At 33.2% G+C, this 17,217-nt stretch carries 14 protein-coding genes, 2 tRNA genes and 3 rRNA genes; 8 read left to right on the forward strand and 11 right to left on the reverse strand.

The genetic code is table 11. From position 1 onward, the window contains the following. Position 1: 1 nt before the first annotated feature. The 3 genes from rrf to bhDAH_RS02075 all read right to left on the reverse strand — a co-directional run bounded on the left by rrf (position 2) and on the right by bhDAH_RS02075 (position 4,214). A 5S ribosomal RNA gene (gene rrf, locus bhDAH_RS02065) occupies positions 2–112 on the reverse strand. Positions 113–135: 23 nt separating this feature from the next. Then, positions 136–3,071: ribosomal RNA gene (locus bhDAH_RS02070) — 23S ribosomal RNA — on the reverse strand. A gap of 300 nt (positions 3,072–3,371) precedes the next feature. Next, entirely contained in the window at positions 3,372–4,214 is an 843-nt protein-coding gene (locus tag bhDAH_RS02075; RefSeq protein WP_012422185.1) for a Cof-type HAD-IIB family hydrolase, read from the reverse strand. A 132-nt stretch (positions 4,215–4,346) separates the two neighbouring features. Here bhDAH_RS02075 and hpt point away from each other — a divergent pair, with 132 nt between their 5' ends. Genes hpt through bhDAH_RS02090 form a run of 3 tightly spaced genes read left to right on the forward strand, consistent with a single transcriptional unit; the run spans position 4,347 to position 7,543 of the window. Continuing rightward, positions 4,347–4,871: a hypoxanthine phosphoribosyltransferase gene (gene hpt / locus bhDAH_RS02080; RefSeq protein ID WP_012422186.1), complete on the forward strand. Its 525-nt coding sequence runs from the start codon at positions 4,347–4,349 to the stop codon at positions 4,869–4,871. 9 nt (positions 4,872–4,880) lie between these two features. Then, positions 4,881–6,164: an adenylosuccinate synthase gene (locus tag bhDAH_RS02085; RefSeq protein ID WP_012422187.1), complete on the forward strand. Its 1,284-nt coding sequence runs from the start codon at positions 4,881–4,883 to the stop codon at positions 6,162–6,164. After that, positions 6,149–7,543, forward strand: coding sequence for an adenylosuccinate lyase (locus bhDAH_RS02090; protein WP_012422188.1), 1,395 nt, complete (start codon positions 6,149–6,151; stop codon positions 7,541–7,543). The genes bhDAH_RS02085 and bhDAH_RS02090 overlap by 16 nt, the downstream gene beginning before the upstream one ends. 6 nt (positions 7,544–7,549) lie before the next feature. Here the strand turns inward: bhDAH_RS02090 and bhDAH_RS02095 are convergent, their stop codons facing one another. Continuing rightward, positions 7,550–8,104: a DNA-3-methyladenine glycosylase gene (locus bhDAH_RS02095; protein ID WP_043924436.1), complete on the reverse strand. Its 555-nt coding sequence runs from the start codon at positions 8,102–8,104 to the stop codon at positions 7,550–7,552. A gap of 86 nt (positions 8,105–8,190) precedes the next feature. Between bhDAH_RS02095 and bhDAH_RS02100 the strand changes: the two genes are divergently transcribed. Further along, a tRNA-Ile gene (locus tag bhDAH_RS02100) sits at positions 8,191–8,264 on the forward strand. 511 nt (positions 8,265–8,775) lie between these two features. Here the strand turns inward: bhDAH_RS02100 and bhDAH_RS02105 are convergent. The 5 genes from bhDAH_RS02105 to rsmI all read right to left on the reverse strand — a co-directional run bounded on the left by bhDAH_RS02105 (position 8,776) and on the right by rsmI (position 13,071). Further along, positions 8,776–8,850, reverse strand: a tRNA-Ala gene (locus tag bhDAH_RS02105). 77 nt (positions 8,851–8,927) lie between these two features. Then, positions 8,928–10,464: ribosomal RNA gene (locus bhDAH_RS02110) — 16S ribosomal RNA — on the reverse strand. A 150-nt stretch (positions 10,465–10,614) separates the two neighbouring features. Continuing rightward, complete coding sequence (gene radA / locus bhDAH_RS02115) at positions 10,615–12,015, reverse strand: DNA repair protein RadA (protein ID WP_012422190.1); 1,401 nt, start codon at positions 12,013–12,015, stop codon at positions 10,615–10,617. 6 nt (positions 12,016–12,021) lie between these two features. Continuing rightward, positions 12,022–12,225, reverse strand: coding sequence for a hypothetical protein (locus tag bhDAH_RS02120; RefSeq protein ID WP_155719660.1), 204 nt, complete (start codon positions 12,223–12,225; stop codon positions 12,022–12,024). Positions 12,226–12,396: 171 nt separating this feature from the next. Beyond that, on the reverse strand, positions 12,397–13,071 hold the full coding sequence (rsmI, locus tag bhDAH_RS02125; protein WP_012422192.1) for a 16S rRNA (cytidine(1402)-2'-O)-methyltransferase: 675 nt from the start codon (positions 13,069–13,071) through the stop codon (positions 12,397–12,399). 261 nt (positions 13,072–13,332) lie between these two features. Here rsmI and bhDAH_RS02130 point away from each other — a divergent pair, with 261 nt between their 5' ends. Then, a complete protein-coding gene (locus bhDAH_RS02130; RefSeq protein ID WP_012422193.1) occupies positions 13,333–13,653 on the forward strand; it encodes a hypothetical protein in 321 nt (106 codons plus the stop codon). 9 nt (positions 13,654–13,662) lie between these two features. Here the strand turns inward: bhDAH_RS02130 and bhDAH_RS02135 are convergent, their stop codons facing one another. Beyond that, the gene (locus bhDAH_RS02135; protein ID WP_012422194.1) at positions 13,663–14,052 is read right to left on the reverse strand and encodes a DUF1893 domain-containing protein; all 390 of its coding nucleotides are present in this window, start codon (positions 14,050–14,052) and stop codon (positions 13,663–13,665) included. Positions 14,053–14,164: 112 nt separating this feature from the next. Here bhDAH_RS02135 and bhDAH_RS02140 point away from each other — a divergent pair, with 112 nt between their 5' ends. The 3 genes from bhDAH_RS02140 to bhDAH_RS02150 all read left to right on the forward strand — a co-directional run bounded on the left by bhDAH_RS02140 (position 14,165) and on the right by bhDAH_RS02150 (position 16,367). Then, a complete protein-coding gene (locus bhDAH_RS02140; RefSeq protein ID WP_012422195.1) occupies positions 14,165–14,743 on the forward strand; it encodes a YigZ family protein in 579 nt (192 codons plus the stop codon). Between the two features lie 164 nt (positions 14,744–14,907). Beyond that, positions 14,908–15,660: a ParA family protein gene (locus bhDAH_RS02145; RefSeq protein WP_012422196.1), complete on the forward strand. Its 753-nt coding sequence runs from the start codon at positions 14,908–14,910 to the stop codon at positions 15,658–15,660. A gap of 2 nt (positions 15,661–15,662) precedes the next feature. Then, positions 15,663–16,367 carry a hypothetical protein gene (locus tag bhDAH_RS02150; RefSeq protein WP_012422197.1) on the forward strand — a complete coding sequence of 235 codons (705 nt, stop codon included), beginning with the start codon at positions 15,663–15,665 and terminating at the stop codon, positions 16,365–16,367. Here the strand turns inward: bhDAH_RS02150 and bhDAH_RS02155 are convergent. Continuing rightward, positions 16,360–17,142 (reverse strand): ParB/RepB/Spo0J family partition protein, encoded by a 783-nt coding sequence (locus bhDAH_RS02155; protein WP_043924438.1) that lies wholly within the window; start codon positions 17,140–17,142, stop codon positions 16,360–16,362. The genes bhDAH_RS02150 and bhDAH_RS02155 overlap by 8 nt on opposite strands. Positions 17,143–17,217 lie beyond the last annotated feature (75 nt).

Below are 17,217 nucleotides of genomic sequence, written 5' to 3' on the forward strand. Positions count from 1 at the left end.
ACCCTGGCAATAACCTACTCTCCCGCGAACTCGCAGTACCATCAGCGAATAAGAGCTTAACTTCTGTGTTCGGAATGATAACAGGTGTTTCCTCTTTTCTTTAATCACCAGGGTATTTATAAGGAAGACAAAAATATGGTCAAAGATTCGGGTAATTAGTATTAGTCAGCTTAATATATTACTATACTTACACTTCTAACCTATCAACCTGGTATTCTCCCAGGACCCTAATAGGATATCTAATCTTGAGGAAGGCTTCCCACTTAGATGCTTTCAGCGGTTATCCCTTCCGAACGTAGCTACCCAGCACTTACCCTTGGCAGGATAACTGGTACACTAGAGGTTCGTCCATCTCGGTCCTCTCGTACTAGAGATAGAGCCTCTCAAATATCCAACGCTTGTGGCAGATAGGGACCAAACTGTCTCACGACGTTCTGAACCCAGCTCGCGTACCGCTTTAAATGGCGAACAGCCATACCCTTAGGACCTGCTCCAGCCCTAGGATGCGATGAGCCGACATCGAGGTGCCAAACCCTTCCGTCGATGTGAACTCTTGGGAAGGATAAGCCTGTTATCCCCGGAGTACCTTTTATTCGTTAAGTGACGGCGCTTCCACTCGCTACCGCCAGATCACTAAGACCTACTTTCGTATCTGCTCGACTTGTCAGTCTCACAGTTAAGCTACCTTATGCCTTTACACTTACAGAGTGATTTCCAACCACTCTAAGGTAACCTTTGCGCACCTCCGTTACTCTTTAGGAGGCGACCGCCCCAGTCAAACTACCCACCTGGCACTCTCCTCATATCACTATGAGTTAGAAACTTAATTAAACAAGGGTGGTATTTCAAGTGCGACTCCACTATCCCTAACGAGATAGCTTCAAAGTCTCCCACCTATCCTACACATATTTAACCAAATTTCAATACCAGGCTATAGTAAAGGTTCACGGGGTCTTTCCGTCTAACCACAAGTAATCGGCATCTTCACCGATACTTCAATTTCACCGAGCTCCACGTTGAGACAGCGTCCAAATCGTTACACCATTCGTGCGGGTCGGAACTTACCCGACAAGGAATTTCGCTACCTTAGGACCGTTATAGTTACGGCCGCCGTTTACTGGGGCTTGAATTTAATGCTTCGCTTTTACACTAACATCTCCTCTTAACCTTCCAGCACCGGGCAGGTGTCAGTCCCTATACTTCTCTTTGCAGATTTGCAGAGACCTGTGTTTTTGGTAAACAGTCGTTCGGACCATTTTTATGCTACCTAATCTCTTAGGTCATACTTATCCCGAAGTTACGTATGTATTTTGCAGAGTTCCTTAACGTGGATTCTCTCGCGCGCCTTAGAATTTTCATCCCACCTACCTGTGTCGGTTTGCGGTACGGTCCCTTATAGCCTAACCTTAGAAGTTATTTCTTGGCACCTTGATTACCTACATTTCATGTTGCCTAAACAACACTCATCATCACATCTCAGCTCTTTTAGCGGATTTTCCTACTAAAATCAACACCTTAATGCTTAAACTAGGACTACCATCGCCTAGCAGTAGTTCACCTCATGCGTCACTCCAATCGAAACTATAAGAGGTACGGGAATATTAACCCGTTTCCCATCGACTTCGCTTTTCAGCTTTGCCTTAGGGGCCGACTAACCCTGGGAAGACGACCTTCACCCAGGAAACCTTAGGTTTTCGGCGAATGGGGATCTCACCCATTTTTTCGTTACTCATACCTGCATTCTCACTTCTGATACCTCCATCAAACTTCTCAGTTCGACTTCTCAGGCTTACAGAACGCTCCTCTACCATTCTAACCGAAATTAGAATCCAAAGCTTCGGTAATGTGTTTAGCCCCGTTACATTATCGGCGCTTAAGTACTCGACCAGTGAGCTATTACGCACTCTTTAAAGGTATGGCTGCTTCTAAGCCAACCTCCTGGCTGTTTACGTACCTAAACCTCCTTTTCCACTTAACACATTTTTGAGACCTTAGCTGTTGGTCTGGGTTGTTTCCCTCTCGACCATGGACATTATCGCCCATAGTCTCACTCCTATTCATCATACAATAGCATTCGGAGTTTAACTGAGTTTGGTACCCTTTGACAGGCCCTAGCTCAATTAGTGCTCTACCTCTATTGCACTAAAATAAGGCTGAACTTAAATCCATTTCGAGGAGAACCAGCTATCTCCGAGTTTGTTTAGCCTTTCACTCCTATTCACAGCTCATCCCTGCCTTTTTAAACAGACTAGGGTTCGGCCCTCCACTTGGTTTTACCCAAGCTTCAGCCTGGCCATAAATAGATCACTCGGCTTCTGGTCTACCACATCTAACTAAATCGCCCGTTTAAGACTCGCTTTCGCTCAGGCTCCAGCACTACTATGCCTTAACCTTGCTAGACATGATAACTCGCAGGTTCATTATGCAAAAGGCACGCCATCACCATGAATAAATCATGGCTTTGACTGCTTGTAAGTCCACGGTTTCAGTTCTATTTCACTCCCCTCCCGGGGTTCTTTTCACCTTTCCCTCACGGTACTCTTCACTATCGGTAGCTTTATAGTATTTAGCCTTGGAGAGTGGTCTCCCCAGCTTCAGACAGGGTTTCTCGTGTCCCGTCCTACTTAGGAACATCTTTAAGAAGATATTTACATTTAAATTACAGGGCTATCACCTTCTCTGGCTAACTTTTCCAAGTTATTCTTCTATATAAATATTTTGTGACTTCTCAGCTTATTGCAGACTAAGCTTCAAGCGTCCTACAACCCTCTAAATGCAACGCTCTGCAGCTTGACACATTTAAAGTTTAGGCTACTCCCCTTTCGCTCGCCACTACTTAGGGAATCTCTTTGATTTCTTTTCCTCAGGGTACTTAGATGGTTCACTTCCCCTGGTATAGCCTTTACTACATAAGTAGTAAATAATTAGCATCTAGCTAATTGGATTACTCCATTCGGTAATCTTGGGATCATAAAATGTTTGCTTCTCCCCCAAGCTTTTCGCAGCTTACCACGACCTTCTTCGCCTTAAAGCTCCTAGGCATCCACCATAGACTCTTTATTACTTTGACCATATTTTTATCTTCCATCTCTAATTTGCCAATCGTTTATACAACATAGAATAATATATACTTTTAATTTTACTATGTCAATACCATTATCATAATTTTTATTAAAATAATTTTTTCAAATATTAAAGAACACATAAAACACACAGAAACTAATTAGTGCCATAAAAATGCTCCTACAATTTATTATACAAAATTATATAAAAACACATAGTTTACGAAAGTATAAATCGGATATTCATCTTAAACACAGTAAATCAAATATTTATAACCTAAATGATTTAGATAGAATATAAGAGAAAGATTACTTAACATCAATATCAAGATTAAAAAACTCAATTAAAAACTTTGCAACCCCATCTTCATCATTATTGAATTTTGTAACCTCGTTGTTTGGCAAATTATTCCTAACAAGATCGTTTGCGTTCTTCATAACGATGCCCTTTCCAACATTCTTTAACATCCCATAATCATTGCCATTATCTCCAAATGCTAAAATAGCATCAATAGCAATACATTCAAATAAAGCAATACTTTTAATAGCATTATATTTACTAGCATCAATATGTGTAATTTCCAAAAGATCATTAGCGGAATAAAACATACTTATATCTTTAAAATTTTTTTCTCTGATTTTATTTGCAAACTCTTCAAGCTTAAAGAGATCTTGAGCATAATAAACTATTTTAGAACAAGAATCTATCTCAAACTTAGATAAATCAGTAATAATAGGTTTTATTCCTAAATTTTCAATAAAATAATTCATAATTGGACTTCTAATCTCTCTATCAGAATACCAATTATTAAAAGTATAAAGATTAATATCAATATCTCCTCTCTTGACCTTAAGAATTTCTCTTACTACATCATAATCAATCTTATATCTTAAAATTAGATTATTTTTAAAAAATACCTCAGCTCCATTAGCCGTTACAATATAACTCTCATCAATTTGCACCTCTTTAAGCTGCACTAGAATATCCGTAATCTCATCAAATCTTCTACCAGTAGCAATAATTATATGAAAATCATTCTTTAATTTTAAAAGAACTTTAAGAGTCAATGGCGTAATTTCATGATCATTATTAAGCAAGGTTCCATCAAGATCAAAAACCAACATCTTATATTTTTTATAATTGGCATTCATTATAACACCCTCTTTTAAATAAATGATATCACATTAAATTTATGACCTGTAACCTTGACTTGAATTAAATCAATAAAAAAAATATAATGATGATATCAAAGGGTGAAAATAAAGAGTTAAATGTAGCGATGAATGGATGAGGAAATTTCAACTTTATTCACAGAAGAAAAAATAAAAAGTAAAATTAAAGAATTAGCCCAAAAGATTAGAAACTACTATAAAGATAAAAGTAATGTGGTTTTTATATCACTTCTTAAAGGCTCTTTCATGTTTTTTGCAGATATTACAAGAGAGATTGGATTAAACGTAAAAATCGATTTTCTACAAGTCTCAAGTTATAAAAATAAAACTCATTCTTCACTAAACGTACTAATCAAGAAAGATATTGATATTGATATAAAGGACAGTTACGTAATAATCTTTGATGACATCATAGATACTGGACTTACATATGATAAAATAATTACTTACTTAAAAACCAAGAATCCTAAAGAAATTAAAATTTGTACTCTTTTTAATAAACCATCCAGAAGGCTGATAGAACTAAAGATAGACTATGCGGGCTTTGAAATTGAAAATGATTTCATAGTCGGATATGGTATTGATTTTAATGAAAAACACAGAACTTTAAAGGATGTAGCAAAAATAAACAAATAGGAGATATGAATGTCAATTTACGCAGTTATTGGAACTCAATGGGGTGATGAAGGTAAGGGAAAAATTATAGATTTTCTCTCATCAAAGGCGGATTATGTTGTAAGATTCAACGGAGGAAATAACGCTGGACATACAATCGTCGTCAATAATAAAAAATTCATTTTTAATCTACTACCATCAGGTGTTTTACAAGGAGCAAAATGCATACTTGGCCCTGGCATAGTAATTGATCCATTAATTTTAATTAAAGAACTTGAAACGCTAAAGCACAATAATATAAAGACAGAAATATTCATAAGCGATAAAGCGCATATAATAATGCCTTATCACATTAAACTCGACGAGCTTAGTGAACAAAAAAAGGGTACTTACAAAATCGGAACTACAAAACGAGGAATTGGACCTTGTTATGCTGACAAGATCAACAGAACAGGCATAAGAGCTACTGATTTACTTAACATGGAAACTTTTGAAAGAAAACTAAAAATAAATTTAGATGAAAAAAATGAAATTATAGAAAAAATATATAACGATAAACCTTTCAATTACGATGATATTTTAAGTAAATACAAAGAATATATAGCAATACTCCAATCTGCTATCACCAATACAGAAGCAATATTAAATCATGCCATAAATTCAGGAAAAACTATCTTAATAGAAGGTGCTCAAGGCACAATGCTTGATATTGAACATGGAACATTTCCATTTGTAACATCAAGCAATACATTAATTACAGCAGCAACAGGATGTGGTATTCCTATCTCAAAAATCAAGCAAAAAATTGGCATAATAAAAGCATTCTCATCAAGAGTTGGTTCAGGACCTTTTGTAACTGAAATCCTAGAACCTATTGGAGATAAGATTAGAGAAAAGGGGCAGGAATATGGCTCAACAACAAAAAGACCTAGAAGAATTGGTTGGCTTGATCTCTTAACAATAAAAAAATCGATAAATCTTAACGAACTAAACCATTTAGTCTTAACTAAACTAGACATACTAAATGACATTGAAGAACTTAAGATTTGCACAGCTTATGAATTTCAAGGAAAAATATACGACTATATACCTGCTTCTTGTGAAATACTTGAAAAAGCTAAACCTATATACAAAGTCTTTAAGGGATTTAAACAAGATATTAGAAATATTAGCTATTATGACGATTTGCCTATTGAGGCTAGAGAATACATTGAATTTATAGAAAGAGAAGTGGGGGTTCAAATTTCAATGCTATCTCTTGGAGCAGAGAGAGAAAAAACTATTTTTAGGAATAAAGAATGGATCAATATATAAACCCTTTAAAATCAAGATATGCCAGTAAAGCAATGCTTTACATTTTTTCACCAAAATTTAAGTACACCACATGGAGAAAGCTATGGTACAACTTAGCTTTAGTGCAAAAAGAATTGGGAATAGATATTAGCAATAATCAACTCAATAATTTATCCAAACACATTGAAGATATTGATTTTGAACTTGTAGAAAAATATGAGGCAAAATTTAAACATGAAGTCATGGCACATCTTTATGCTTATGCCGACTTAGCTGGTGATGATGCTAGAAAAATTCTACACCTTGGTGTTACAAGTGCATATTTAATGGATAACACAGACTTAATCCAAATCAAAGAAGCTCTATTACTTATTGAAAGTAAACTGATAAAACTTATTAAAACTTTAAGAGAATTTTCAATAAAACATAAAGATTTGGCAACACTTGCATATACACATCTACAAGAAGCACAATTAACAACTCTTGGAAAAAGAAGTAGCTTATGGCTTCAAAGTTTGATTTTTGACTTTCAAGAACTTAAGTTCATTATGTCTAACATGTGCTTTAGAGGAGTAAAGGGAACTATTGGAAATCAAAATAGCTTTAAAGAACTGTTTGCATCTAACTTTGAAAAGGCAAAAGCCTTAGACATCAATCTTGCAAAAAAAATGGGGTTTGACAAAGTTTATAAAATGACTAGTCAAACTTATGATCGCAAATTTGATTCATCAATATTAAATTTTTTAAGCAATTTAGCTCAAAGTGCACATAAGATTACTAATGATATCAGGTTCATGCAACATCTTAAAGAACTTGAAGAACATTTTGCAGAGCACCAAATAGGTTCATCTGCAATGCCTTACAAAAAAAACCCTATTTACAGTGAAAGAGTAGCTTCCCTTGCTAAGTTTACAATGAGCCTACAATCAAGTGGCGGATTTATAGCTGCAACTCAATGGCTTGAGAGAACTCTAGATGATTCAGCTTGCAAAAGACTAAACATTCCTCAAGCATTCTTAGCTACTGATGCTGCCCTGATATTACTAGATAAAATATTCAACAATATCAGGGTAAACAAAAAAATAATTGAAAACCATGTTAAAACAGAAATGCCATTTATATTAACAGAAGACATATTAATGAAAGCAACAAAAAATGGTGGGGATAGACAAATATTACATGAAAAGATAAGAATTTATTCAATGCAAGTAAGGGAAAATCTTTATTCAGGGGCAACTGAGAACGGCTTAATTAAACTAATCCTTAACGATAAAAGTTTTAGATTAACATCTAAAGACATAGATGAAATCTTAAATCCAAATGAAAATATAGGTTTTGCCTCATACCAAGTTGAAGATTTCATTAAAGAAATAATTGATCCTATTCTTAAAAATAAATAAGGAATACTAATATTTAGAAACAAATCTATTACCCCTTATGTAAAATCGCCAAAGCTTATTCGCATACTCCTCACCTGCATAATCAACATTTATTCTCTTTGAGCATGCCACTTCAAAATCAAAAGATAAATCTTTTCTTAAGAAAAGTTCACAATTATTAAGAAGATCTCTATTATTAAACTTTAAATCTATATTTAAAAACTTAGTAAGCTTGCCAGGCCCATTAGTTAACAATCCATCAACTTTTGGAGAAATAGGCTCAATAGCTCTTATTAAAACAGCATGGGGATTATGTTTATTAGATGTCACAATATTTAACATGTAATACATACCATAAATCATATAAACATAAGCATATCCCCCAATATTATACATGGCAATGGTACGATTTGTTCTTCTTCCCCCATAAGCATGACAGGCTTTATCTATTACGCCCATATAAGCTTCCGTCTCGACAATTCTTGAAATAATTTCTTTGCCATCTATTTTTCTAACCAGCAAGTGCCCAAGCAAAGACTCAGCCACAACAATAGCATCCTGCATAAAAAACTCTCTATTCATTAGTACAATCTTATCATAGAAAAATAAACCGTATATTGACAAACGTAATAAAGTTAAATAGAATCTTAAAGGGTAAGAATATTTTAGGGATCATAGCTCAGGTGGTTAGAGCGCAGGTCTGATAAACCTGAGGTCGGAGGTTCAACTCCTCCTGGTCCCAATTTTACACTCAAATCCTTTTAAAGATTTAATAACCTAGGCAAAACAATTCAAGACGGATTTTTTAAGTTTTAATCAAATTTCACATATATGCAAAAAATTTATAACTAAACCATAAAGAACGGGTAATATAATAATCAAAACTACAAGCTCAAATATTAAACCATGTATTATATTGATTCATTAAAGATAGACACAAACATCAAACATATTAAACTTTACACGAAGTAATATTATTTCCTACAAGCCACAAAAACTTAAATTAATCTAAATAAGATAACTTAAAAATAACATGGATAACATATCGTTATTTTTTATAATCTATCCTATAGATGCAATCTCTTGACCTAATAAATTATTAAACTTAAGAAAAACTTTTAAAAAAGAAATGTTTTATCTGGACATCAAAATTTCAATTAGATTATTTTTAATTATTAAAGACAATTTAAATTGATAAAGCTCAAGCTGATATTTAGAAGGCACAACCTCCATTCATTTTTGCAATAAACAAATGGAGGTTAAGGGACTCGAACCCTTGACCCCCGGCTTGCAAAGCCGATGCTCTAAACCAACTGAGCTAAACCCCCAAAAAGTCTTTGAGAAGACAAAGGAAGAGTTAAAATAATGCTTTACCTTAAATAATTAAATCATTTCTTTCTCTTAGAAAGGAGGTGATCCAGCCACACTTTCCAGTACGGCTACCTTGTTACGACTTCACCCCCCTCACTAAACATACCTTAGATACCTTCCTCCCTTGCGGGTTAGAATAATAGCTTCGGGTATCCTCAACTCGGGTGGTGTGACGGGCGGTGTGTACAAGGCCCGAGAACGTATTCACCGTATCATTCTGATATACGATTACTAGCGATTCCAACTTCATGAAGTCGAGTTTCAGACTTCAATCTGGACTGAGACCTGCTTTATGCGTTTTGCTTCACATCACTGTTTCGCATCGCTTTGTACAGGCCATTGTAGCACGTGTGTAGCCCAGGACATAAGGGCCATGATGATTTGACGTCATCCTCACCTTCCTCCGGCTTATCACCGGCAGTCTCGTCTGAGTCCCCATCTTTACATGCTGGTAACAGACAATAAGGGTTGCGCTCGTTGCGGGACTTAACCCAACACCTCACAGCACGAGCTGACGACAACCATGCAGCACCTGTATACAGACCCCAAACGGGGAATAGTTATCTCTAACTACATCCTGTATATGTCAAGCCCTGGTAAGGTTCCTCGCGTATCATCGAATTAAACCACATGCTCCACCGCTTGTGCGGGCCCCCGTCAATTCCTTTGAGTTTCACTCTTGCGAGCATACTCCCCAGGCGGCACACTTAACACGTTAGCTTCGGTACTAACCTTTCGATTAACACCAAGTGTGCATCGTTTACAGCGTAGACTACCAGGGTATCTAATCCTGTTTGCTCCCTACGCTTTCGTGACTCAGCGTCAGTCTTGACCTAGAAGTTCGCCTTCGCCTCTGGTATTCTTCCTGATATCAACAGATTCCACCCTTACACCAGGAATTCTAACTTCCCCTATCAGACTCTAGTCATGCAGTTTCCAGCATATTCCCACAGTTGAGCTGTGGTATTTTACGCATAGACTTGCATATCCGCCTACTCACCCTTTACGCCCAATAATCCCGAACAACGCTCGCCCCTTACGTATTACCGCGGCTGCTGGCACGTAATTAGCCGGGGCTTATTCATAAATTAACGTCATCACTTTGTCATTTCCTACAAAGCTTATTCCTCATTTATAAAAGAACTTTACAATCTTTCGACCTTCTTCGTTCACGCAGTGTCGCTCCGTCAGGCTTTCGCCCATTGCGGAAGATTCTTAGCTGCTGCCTCCCGTAGGAGTCTGGACCGTATCTCAGTTCCAGTGTGACCGTTCACCCTCTCAGGCCGGTTACTTATCACAGCCTTGGTAGGCTTTTACCCTACCAACTAGCTAATAAGACGCAGACTCATCTACAAGCGAAGCTTTAAAGGCTTCCTTTCATCAATTAACATCTCAATTGACCTTATTCGGTATTAGCTACTATTTCTAATAGTTATCCCCATCTCATAGGTAGATTATCCACGCGTTACTCACCCGTTCGCCACTGAATGTATTGCTACATTCCGTCTGACTTGCATGCTTAAGACGCACTGCCAGCGTTAGTTCTAAGCCAGGATCAAACTCTTCGTTATTTTTATTTTCTTCTTTTAAAATTAACAGGTTATTTATTTTATTTGGCTTATTAAACCTTACTTAACTCTTCCCTTCTCTTCTCTTCCAATTCTCAATATCAACTCTTATTACTTTATAACATACGTTAAGCTTTGTCAATACTTAAACATTTATTTTTTTATATTACTATTTTTAAACAGATTGTTTTCATGATCTTTTATTCTGCTATCTTGCACCAATCGCCTAACAACACCTAAAACACTGCCTATACTCTCATATCCATTATAATGATTGTCTCTTAAATTAGCACCAAAAACACTTTTAAATCCAGCTTTCAAAGCTGCAATAACCTTACTCTCAATATTAGAGGATACTTTAATTTCTCCTGAAAGAGAAATCTCACCTGTAAAGATTAACTCTTGACTGATAATAACATTAGTCTTAGCAGAAAATAATGCAACTAAAACGGCAAGTTCAATCTCTACATCATCAATCCTAAGTCCCCCAGAAACATTAACATAGATATCATCATTATTAAAATTAAGATTTAAATATTTACTAATAACAGCTAAAATTCTTGATATTTTTTTAGAATCTATTTTTTCTGAAAAAATTCTAGAAATATTCATGCCTGTCCTTGTAATTAAAGCCTGTATCTCAACAAACAAGACTCTACTCCCCTCATTAATAATTCCAATAGCAATACCTGAGGATATCTCTTCTTTCCTCTCCAAAAAAATAGAAGATGGATCTTTAATCTCAACAAGTCCCAAACTCGTCATTTCAAAAATACCTATCTCATTAATAGTGCCAAACCTATTCTTAGTAGCTCTAAGCATACGCAAAGATTTTTTTGCCTCTTCAAAATAAAAAACAGAATCTACCATATGCTCTATTATTTTTGGTCCCGCTAAAATACCATCCTTTGTAACATGTCCCACTAAACATAAAGTTATATTCTTTCCCTTTGCCCACTCTACAAGCTTGTAAACACAATGTTTTAACTGAGCAACCCCGCCAAGACTACCTTGCACTTCTCTTGAATTCAAAGTTTGAATAGAATCAACAACCATAAAGTCAAGCTCAATATTTGCAAGCATTTCTATTAAAGCATCAACATCTATCTCATTAGTTATCAATATATCAGAAGAAATTTTAAGTCTATTTGCTCTCAACTTAATTTGTGGAATTGATTCTTCACCCGCAAGATAAAGCACATTTTTGCCATCAAGTGAAAGAATACTAGAAATCTGAAGTAAAAAAGTTGATTTTCCAATGCCAGGCTCTCCTGATATCAAAATTGCACTACCAATTACAATCCCAGCACCAAGAACTCTATCAAACTCTTCAATACCTGTTAAATACCTAACATTATCAACTTGCTTAAAATCTTTTAAAGAAAAAATCTCACTTTTTGACTTGCTTAAATTTGCCCCATAGCTAGATTTAGGTTCAACATAATGCTCTAAACTTTCCCAACTAAAGCACTCAGGACATTTCCCTAGCCATTTTAAAGATTTATATCCACAATTTAAACATTTATAAATTTCCTTATCTTTCTTTTTTGCCATAAAACATCAATAGGTAAACTTCTCTTCATCTGGACAAATGATAAAACTATCTTTCAAACTTACCATATAACTTGAATCTTTAATAGCCAAAAAAATCTTTAAAATCTTCATTATCATCCTTAAATTCAATCTAAAATTCTCAAGTCTAAATTCATTAAAAGTCAAAATACTCTCTCCAAGTTCATTAAATTTGCACAATACACATAGCATCAGAATATATTTATTAATTATACAAATTAAACTCTTGTTTGTATTTAAAAGATCCATGCTTAAAATTTTTTTGTAAAAGCAAAACCCCTCTTGCAAACTATTTTAAACTCAGCATAATCTACAAACAATCAATATATCTCTTAATATATCCTTTAACTTTTTAAAACAATTTTAACCTTTAGACTTTCTGCTAACTAAAACCGTAAATTCTCCCTTATTTTTGTTATTCTCTTCAAAATATTTTTTTAATTCTAAAGGCTTACCAATTTTATATTCCTCATATAATTTAGTCATCTCACGACCAACTAAGACATTAGCATCTAAATTGACTAAAGAAATTTCAGATAATAACTTCAAAATCCTATGACTGGATTCAAGAAGAATAAATGCATCTCCTCTATTATAAAGTTCCTCAATCCTTTTTATCCTTTTAATTCCTTTGTTTGGCAAAAACCCTTCAAAGACTATAACCTTATCTTTAAAAGGACTCACACTAATAACCGCATTAAAAGAACTAATGCCTGGAATAGGACAAACTTTATACCCATTTTTAAATGCCGCATCAACAAGTAAACCACCAGGATCGCTAAGACAAGGGGTGCCAGCATCACTAACAAAAGCTACGCTTCTTCCACTAGATAAGTAGTCTAACAACAAACCAATTCTCTTATGCTCTATTACAGCATTGCAAGAAATCAATTTCTTAACAATACCATAATGAGATAAAAGCCTCTTAGTAACTCTTGTATCCTCAGCAAATATAACATCAACTAACTTTAAAATATCAATTGCACGATATGTAATATCACCTAAATTGCCTATGGGTGTTCCCACAATGTATAACACATAATCTCCTTAAAAGTTTAATACAACTCACCTAAACTCATTAAACTTACTATTGCATAAAAATAATATTTAACAATCCAATTCTCGTGAATTTAACTCACAAAAAAATTCCAAATAAATTAATTATCCTTGCAGTATTTTATACATATAATAAAAATACTTAGTTTATTATAAGTCCATATAAGAAAATATTTATTTTTATGTTATATTTATATTGTTATTTAATTTTAACAACTGAAAACTAAAAGGTGGTAAAGTTTTATGTTTAAACTCATTAAAAAAATATTTACAATCTATTTTTTATGCATCACACTTACTGGGCTTGTTATGGTTTTCATTGACAGTAAATTTTCTGAAAGACAAACTACCCAAAACAGTAAAAGTCAAATTATCAAACATACAATCGATCCAAATCTAATGATGCTTACCTCGGCAATTGGAGGATTTTTGGGAATTTATTCCGGAATATGGTTTTTTGATCATGAAAAAGACAATTTCTACTTAAGCTGGGGAAGTCTAGCAATATTAATATATAATATAGGATTAATTATTTCTGTATATTCCAAAGCGAAAAACAAATAAATTCAAAGTTTAATAATTACTTACAATGATCCCTCTCTTAATCATGTACTTATAAACCTCACCTGGATTTTCTAAACTCTCAATCAAATTCTCAGTTTTATCATTTATCTTCTCTACTAATCTTTTAAAACTCACTCTTATCCCTCTACTTTCCAAAAAGTCCTTTGCTGGTTGAGAAATAACACCTGCCTGAACATTTTGAAGCCCAATATTATAAATGATAACAGCAGCGGCCTTGCCTACAACCTTATCATAAATTTCCAAACCTTCTTTATTTTGAATGTATTTATTAATAAAATTATCAACCTCTAAGAGGGGCTTTAAACCTCTTTCCATATTAGAGTAAAGTATCCTATGTTCCTTAAACAATCTTAATGTAGGATTTAATCCTGATATCATTTCTAACCCCTCTTAAACACTTGCACTCAGAATTTAAAAAAACAATCATTATTAATAATATACATAAATTAAAAATACTTCAACATAAAAAAATGATATATTATTAAATTGAATGATACTAATTCCTCAAGAAAATACCTATTCAAAAATTGAAGTAAAAAAATCAATTTTCTTATCATATATTTTCCATGTAAAGGGAAAAGAAGAAATAAATAAAATATTAAAAGAATATAAATTAAAATTTAAAAATGCAACTCATGTTGTCTACGGATTTAGAATTGGCAATTCAAATTCATTTATAAGCGGAATGAACGATGACAAAGAACCACGTTCAACAGCTGGAAAACCTACGCTAGAGGCCATATTAAACAAAAACTTAACAGATACCCTAATTATTACGGTGCGCTATTTTGGAGGAACTCTGCTTGGAAAACAAGGTTTAACTAAAGCATATTCCAAGGCAGCACAAGAAGTAATTAATAAATCAAATCTAATAGAAAAGGAAGAAATGGAAACATTATGCCTTAATCTAAACTACAACCAATATAATTTACTTATACGAATAAAAAATAAGATGGGGATTAAAATTATAGACGCTAATTTCCTAGATAAAATAAATACTACAATAAAATTTAACACAAAAAACAAAAAAAATATCATGACATTTTTACAAGAAAACTCCCTAATCTAATTAAATTAAATTCCATACGCATACAGACATTTGATCCAACTGAATGTCTATATGCGTATATTGCGCTAGCCACTTAAAAAAATAATTTACATATATTATTATCATTTTTTTATTTATGTTCTACAATAGAATATTAGTAATACGCACAACAAGAGAAGGCTTTTATGAAAATAATATCCATTATTAACCAAAAGGGAGGTGTTGGCAAAACAACTAGTGCTATAAATATTGCCTATTCAATCACATTGCTTAATAAAAAAGCTCTCCTAATAGACATTGACTCTCAAGGAAATACCAGTAGTGGTGTTAACATTTTAAAAAAAGAAGATACAAATTCAAGCTATGAACTTATCTATAAAAAGCAAAAAATTAAACCTATTAAAAATTTTAACTTAGATATAATCCCTTCAAGTCTTAAGTTGGCACTACTTGAGAAAGAATTAATACATGAAATTGCAAGGGAAAACTTTCTAAAAAATGCTTTAGAGAAATACAAACAAGATGGGTATGATTTCATCATCCTTGACTGTCCTCCAACCCTCTCAATACTTACAATAAACGCCCTTGTTGCAAGCAAATATCTTTTAATACCAATAGAAACAGAATTTTTTGCATTTGAAGGGATCAATCAATTATTAGACACAATAACTGTTGTCAAACGGATAAATAAAGATCTAGAGATCGCTGGTGTATTTATAAATAAGTATGATATCAGAAATAAGAGCAAAGAAAAATATATTGACTATCTAAAAAAAGTATTCAAAGACAAATTTCTAAATACCAAAATAAGAAAAAATATAAGTATTTCTAAATCCCAAGAAAAAAACATACCAGTACACATGTATAACAAAGAAAGTAATGCAGCAAAGGACTTTTTAGAGCTTACAAAAGAAATAATGATGAAAATTAAAGGATAAAAATGTCAGATAATCTAGACACTCTAATGGCCTTAATGGGTCAAAAGTTAAAAAAAAATGAAACAGACGACAATACTTTGACAAAACAAGAATTAATTGTTATCCAAAACAAAAGTTTTAAATATGAAAAATTGGATAAAGAAATAGCTGATTTTTTAAAAATAAAGCAATATGAAATTCTTAACATATTCAACAACGCATACACAGAAATTGGAAGAATATTAAAAGAAGCACAAGAAAAACTACGTGGAAGCAACCAACATGACGGTCTTTTTTACAAATGGTTTACCAGTATGGGATTTAAAAAGGACAAAGTTTACTCATTAATATCAAGATATGAGTTGCTTGTCGAAAATTCCGATAAGCAACTCATAATAAAAAACTTACCGCTATCGCTCTCATATGAAATTTCTAAAAAATCCTGTCCCACTCATTTAAAAATGGAAGTTCTTAATGGAAAAATAAAATCTTTAAAAGAATTTAGATCGCGTTATCAAAAAGACGCTCACAACAAAAAAAATCTTAAAATAAACTTTAATAAAACACAACTTAAAAGAGAAGAGACTATAAAACTAATAGAACTACTCCTACAAGAATTAGAAAATATTAAAAACATTAACTTAGACAAGATAAAAAATAAGACAGAACTTTTGATCATTTTAAAAGAAATACGACAAAAAATAAATCACATAAAAAAAATTACTTAATACTCTCAAAGATAGAAATAATTCTTTTTAAATCAGAAGATGTGAAATAGCTTATCTCGATCTTCCCTTTTTCTTTGCTTCCCTTAATGCTTATTTTAGTTTGTATTCTACTTATTAAAAATTCTTTAACACTATTTAAAAAAGGATCTCTTAAGATTTCTGATTTATCATTAATAGGTCTATAAAAATTTTTAACATAATTTTCTGCATCCCTAACGGACAATTTCTTTTTAATAATTAAAAGATAAAGTCCATACCTATCCTGATTATCCTTTAACGACAATAAAACTTTAGCATGACCTAATGATATTTCTTTTTTATGCAGGGAATTTAATATTTCCTGCTCAAGCTCTAAAATTCGAACTAAATTAGCAACGTAAGACCTATTTTTACCGATCTTTTCAGATAAAGCTTTTTGAGTCAAAGAATGCTTATCCATAAGATTTTTATAAGCATATGCTTCTTCAACAGGAGTTAAATTTTCTCTCTGAATATTTTCAATTAAAGACATAAAATCTTTATTTTCTCTAGTAGTCTCTATCTCTATAACAGGAATTTGATTCATACCAGCTAATTTAGCAGCTCTAAATCTTCGCTCACCTATGACTAGGTTATATCTACCATTATCATGAAAAACAACAATGGGTTGCAATATTCCATTCTCTTTTATAGAGATACTTAATTCTTCAAGCTCAGCAAGATTAATAGACTTTCTAGGCTGCGATTTATCTACATCTAAAAGATTGATATCTACCATTTTAAAAGTCTCGTTCATTTTATCAAAACCCTCCTTGTAATAATACAAGATTTTATAAAGTTGTTCTATGTCAATTTTAACTAAAGAAATAAC

Origin of the sequence: Borrelia hermsii DAH (assembly GCF_023035675.1) — a bacterium.
GTDB lineage: Bacteria > Spirochaetota > Spirochaetia > Borreliales > Borreliaceae > Borrelia > Borrelia hermsii.

What these genes read in the sequence shown, in the direction of transcription:
- bhDAH_RS02075 (WP_012422185.1), bottom strand. Translation starts at nt 4,214, where the DNA reads ATGAATGCCAATTATAAAAAATATAAGATGTTGGTTTTTGATCTTGAT.
- hpt (WP_012422186.1), top strand. Translation starts at nt 4,347, where the DNA reads ATGGATGAGGAAATTTCAACTTTATTCACAGAAGAAAAAATAAAAAGT.
- bhDAH_RS02085 (WP_012422187.1), top strand. Translation starts at nt 4,881, where the DNA reads ATGTCAATTTACGCAGTTATTGGAACTCAATGGGGTGATGAAGGTAAG.
- bhDAH_RS02090 (WP_012422188.1), top strand. Translation starts at nt 6,149, where the DNA reads ATGGATCAATATATAAACCCTTTAAAATCAAGATATGCCAGTAAAGCA.
- bhDAH_RS02095 (WP_043924436.1), bottom strand. Translation starts at nt 8,104, where the DNA reads ATGAATAGAGAGTTTTTTATGCAGGATGCTATTGTTGTGGCTGAGTCT.
- radA (WP_012422190.1), bottom strand. Translation starts at nt 12,015, where the DNA reads ATGGCAAAAAAGAAAGATAAGGAAATTTATAAATGTTTAAATTGTGGA.
- bhDAH_RS02120 (WP_155719660.1), bottom strand. Translation starts at nt 12,225, where the DNA reads ATGCTATGTGTATTGTGCAAATTTAATGAACTTGGAGAGAGTATTTTG.
- bhDAH_RS02130 (WP_012422193.1), top strand. Translation starts at nt 13,333, where the DNA reads ATGTTTAAACTCATTAAAAAAATATTTACAATCTATTTTTTATGCATC.
- bhDAH_RS02135 (WP_012422194.1), bottom strand. Translation starts at nt 14,052, where the DNA reads ATGATATCAGGATTAAATCCTACATTAAGATTGTTTAAGGAACATAGG.
- bhDAH_RS02140 (WP_012422195.1), top strand. Translation starts at nt 14,165, where the DNA reads ATGATACTAATTCCTCAAGAAAATACCTATTCAAAAATTGAAGTAAAA.
- bhDAH_RS02145 (WP_012422196.1), top strand. Translation starts at nt 14,908, where the DNA reads ATGAAAATAATATCCATTATTAACCAAAAGGGAGGTGTTGGCAAAACA.
- bhDAH_RS02150 (WP_012422197.1), top strand. Translation starts at nt 15,663, where the DNA reads ATGTCAGATAATCTAGACACTCTAATGGCCTTAATGGGTCAAAAGTTA.
- bhDAH_RS02155 (WP_043924438.1), bottom strand. Translation starts at nt 17,142, where the DNA reads ATGAACGAGACTTTTAAAATGGTAGATATCAATCTTTTAGATGTAGAT.